3 protein-coding genes are annotated in these 3,333 nt (G+C 59.1%); all 3 read left to right on the top strand.

Going from position 1 to position 3,333, the window contains the following annotated elements:
• Nucleotides 1–414 precede the first annotated feature (414 nt).
• On the top strand, nucleotides 415–1,485 hold the full coding sequence (locus tag ACESMD_RS05000; protein ID WP_372610917.1) for a mandelate racemase/muconate lactonizing enzyme family protein: 1,071 nt from the start codon (nucleotides 415–417) through the stop codon (nucleotides 1,483–1,485).
• A gap of 28 nt (nucleotides 1,486–1,513) precedes the next feature.
• Nucleotides 1,514–3,049 (top strand): acyl-CoA carboxylase subunit beta, encoded by a 1,536-nt coding sequence (locus tag ACESMD_RS04995; RefSeq protein ID WP_372610915.1) that lies wholly within the window; start codon nucleotides 1,514–1,516, stop codon nucleotides 3,047–3,049.
• A gap of 11 nt (nucleotides 3,050–3,060) precedes the next feature.
• Nucleotides 3,061–3,333, top strand: a 273-nt coding sequence (locus tag ACESMD_RS04990; RefSeq protein ID WP_372610913.1) for an acetate--CoA ligase family protein, incomplete at its 3' end; no start/stop codon positions are given.

Below are 3,333 nucleotides of genomic sequence, written 5' to 3'. Positions count from 1 at the left end.
GAACGAGACACCGGAAACGGTCTATCGGACCCGGCAGGGCGGGGGCGCACTGATCGTGGACAAGTACGGCCCGGCGGCGACGCCGGCCGGTGAACCAGCGGGACCAGGGCAGCGCTGTTCAGCTGCGAGTGAGGCACAGGCTATTGCTTAAACCCATGCACTTTCTGTCTTGACAGTGGGGTCCAGTTTACTCCTCATAAAAGTTGTTAACTATATGTTTTAGATAATTAATTTATCCATATCCCAAGTGAGTGACGGCGTCGTCGCAGTGTAGGTGGTTGCGTTAGCTGCTACTCTCAGGATAGGCTTGGATTGACATACTGCTTCGACATGGGGTCCCGAGACATCAGGGGCTGAAGGTCGTGCCCCATCGAATTACAGGGCTGCATTCTCGTAGAGGAGTGAGACATTCGAATGAAGATCACATCCGTCAATTTAAGGAAGCTCCGCCTCCCCTTGGTGGTCCCTTACCGACTCTCCTACCGAACCTTTGAAGAATTCGAGCCCTATTACGTCGAGATCACGACGGACGATGGTCGAGTAGGGTTCGGGGACGGCCATATCTCGCCTGGCTCAAGTAGTGAAACCCGTGAGGGTGGCTGGGCGTTCTGCAAGGAGCTGAGTCAGGCATTACTGGGCAAGACCGTCGGGGAGGCCAGGCGGCTAGTCCAGGAGCGCATGCCCGAGAGCAAGGTGGCCGCCAGTGCGCTGGCCACGGCGCTGGAAGTGCTGGACAACACTGACCTGATCAACATTCCCGTTGATCTTCATCTGCCCCTACTCACCCCCGTCAACTCCACCAACCTGGAGAATATTCCGGGAGAGCTGGAAGAGCTGATGGCCAAGGGGTTCAAGACCTTCAAGGTCAAGGTCGGCAAGGATCTCGAGGCCGATCTCAGGCGGGTCGCCGCCATCCAGGAGGTCACGGCCGGAAGGGCTACGCTGCGTCTGGATGCGAACCGCGCCTTCGATCAGGACCATGGCTGCCGATTCGCCTCTTCATTGAACCCGGAGGGAATCGAGCTGTTCGAGCAGCCTTGCCTGGCCGAGGACTGGGATGCCAATGCCGCCGTCGCTCGGGTTTCGAAGGTGCCGCTGATGCTCGATGAGCCCATCTGCACCCTTGCCGATATCGAGCGCGCCAGCAAGTTGGAAGGTGTTCGGCTCTGCAAGCTCAAGCTCAAGCGCTTTGGCTCCATGCAGGGCCTCAAGGAGGGGCTCGACGCCGTTCGCGCGCATGGCATGGAGCCCGTGCTCGGCGATGGACTGGGTAGTGAAATCACCAGCTGGATGGAGGCCTGCGTGGCGCAGAGCACCATTCGCAATGCCGGCGAATTCAATGGCTTCCTCAAGCCTGTCTATCGGTTGCTCGATACACCACTGACGTTCAGGGATGGCGATATCATCCTGACCAAGGGATATCGGCCAAGTGTCAACCGTCAGCTGCTGGATGACAGTACAACGCAAAGTCTGAATTTCTCATAAACAAGATGAACAAGAGCAGGAGTTGATCATGGCACATGATGACATCATGAATGATCTGGAAAGGCGTCGTGAGAATGCACGCGCCATGGGTGGTGAGGAGAAGCTCCAGCGGCGTAAGGAGCGTGGCAGCCTGAATGCCGAGGAGCGGCTGGCATGCCTGGTCGACAAGGACAGCTTCATCGAGGTGGGACTCCTGGGTGCAGCATCCGGGGGCAATCTCGACCCCGCCAAGACACCACGCGACGGCAAGATCACCGGCTTCGGCAGGATCGATGGCCGTGACGTTGGCGTCTGTGTCAATGACTTTACCGTCAAGGGGGCATCCACCGGTGGCACCAACTCCAAGAAGCTGGGCTATATTCGACGCTCCACCGTGGAAAGGGGAATTCCCTTCATCCACATCGGCGAGTCCACCGGCGCCAGGCTGCCCGATGCCATGGGCTCCAAGGGAATGGGTGCCATGCTGGGCAACGACACGACCCAGTTCCGGCGTCTCCGCGAGAATCCCTGGGCGGCGGTGGCTCTCGATACATCCTTCGGCTCTTCCGCCTGGCTGGTCTGCTGCTCGGACTTCTCCGTGATGAAGAAAGGATCAGTCCTGTCGGTCTCTAGCCCGGGCCTGGTGTCGATGGCCATTGGGGAGCGCGTCGACCCTGAAGATCTGGGCGGCTGGCGTATCCATGCCGACATGACTGGCCTGGTAGATCGCTTCGTCAACACCGATGAAGAGGCCATGGAGGAAATCCGGCGCTTCATCAGCTATATGCCCAACAACAACATGGAGCTGCCGCCTGAGTATGACATTCCGGCAGGGTCAGGAGACCAGCAGGAAGATATCCTCAAGGTTCTTCCTGCAAGCCGTACCCATGTCTATGACATGCACAAGGTCCTCGAGGTCATCGTCGATAAGGACAGCCTGCTGGAATTCAAGCCACGCTTCGGCAAGCCGGCCATTGCCGCGCTGGCTCGGCTAGGCGGCAAGACCGTCGGCATTATTGCCAACAACCCCATGGACGGCGGCGGTGCCATGTCGGTCGAAGCCATCCGTAAGCTGATCGACCTGACGGTCCTGTGTGACTCCTTCAACATCCCGATCGTGCGGTTCATGGATACCCCCGGCTTCGTGGTGGGTACTGGTGCGGAGAAGAAGGGCGCGCCTGGCCACATCGTGAACCTGATGAACGCCACCTGTCTGACGACGGTTCCCCAGCTCACCGTTCTCGTGCGCAAGGCCTACGGGCGTGCCTATGTTGCCCTGGGTGGCGGTGAGCATAACGATGAAATGATTGCCTGGCCGACCGCCGAGGTCAGCTTCATGGACCCGGTATTCGCCACCAAGATCGTGCATGACCTGAGTCCAGGCGACGATGGTTTCGATCAGGCCCTGGCGGAAATCCAGAAGGACATCGAGATCTGGGATATGGCGTCTACGTTCTCTGCACATGACGTCATCAAGCCGCAGGAAACCCGGGACTACCTGATTCGCATGCTGGATGTCCATCGCCGCCGCCGTACCAAGGGTATCGGTCAGCACCTGATGCAAACCTGGCCCACCAGCAGCTAAGGGTGAATTCCATGAACGATTCGTTGAACATCATTATTGCAGCACGTAAGGCTGGGCGTGGCTCGCTGACCGAGGCCGAAGGCAAGCGGCTCCTGGAAGGCTTCGGTGTCAGGGCCCCGCGCTCCGTGCAGGTCAAGGGGGTCGAGGATGTGGCGTCGGGCCTGCGCGATCTCAAGGCGCCCCATGTCGTCAAGGTGGTATCACAGGACATCCTGCACAAGAGTGATGCCGGTGGCGTGGCGCTGAACCTGCAGGATGCCGACGATGTGGTCGATGCCATCCAG

It is taken from the genome of Halomonas sp., from assembly GCF_041689495.1.
Lineage (GTDB): Bacteria > Pseudomonadota > Gammaproteobacteria > Pseudomonadales > Halomonadaceae > Halomonas.
The sequence above is the reverse complement of the archived record's forward strand: the minus strand, read 5'-3'. Positions and strand labels throughout refer to the sequence as shown.

Bases quoted from the DNA above. Each gene is read 5' to 3' on its own strand.
- ACESMD_RS04995 (WP_372610915.1), top strand. From the start codon at position 1,514: ATGGCACATGATGACATCATGAATGATCTGGAAAGGCGTCGTGAGAAT.
- ACESMD_RS05000 (WP_372610917.1), top strand. From the start codon at position 415: ATGAAGATCACATCCGTCAATTTAAGGAAGCTCCGCCTCCCCTTGGTG.